Below are 242 nucleotides of genomic sequence, written 5' to 3' on the forward strand. Positions count from 1 at the left end.
TGCCCCCACAAAATTAATCTCGAGCTTTTCGTCCTGATTCACAATTTCAATGACTTTGTCCTCAAAAAAGTAGGGAGCATCATATTTATCTTGTTTTTTAATAGCAACATAATTGTTTTTCGCTGTTAAGACTGGAAATACCACATTTGTTTTCTTGGTTCCGTTCTGGACAATCTCCACTTCAGCCATTAGCATGACCTGTTTACTAGCAATCGCAAAAAATAACTTACCAATCTCTCTTC

At 36.4% G+C, this 242-nt stretch carries 1 protein-coding gene; it reads right to left on the minus strand.

The window, feature by feature from the left end:
- Positions 1-189: hypothetical protein (locus tag N7568_RS25090; protein WP_261612343.1), on the minus strand; the 189-nt coding region annotated here is incomplete at its 3' end.
- Between the last annotated feature and the right edge of the window lie 53 nt (positions 190-242).

This window comes from Paenarthrobacter aurescens (assembly GCF_025421775.1).
Lineage (GTDB): Bacteria > Actinomycetota > Actinomycetes > Actinomycetales > Micrococcaceae > Arthrobacter > Arthrobacter aurescens_B.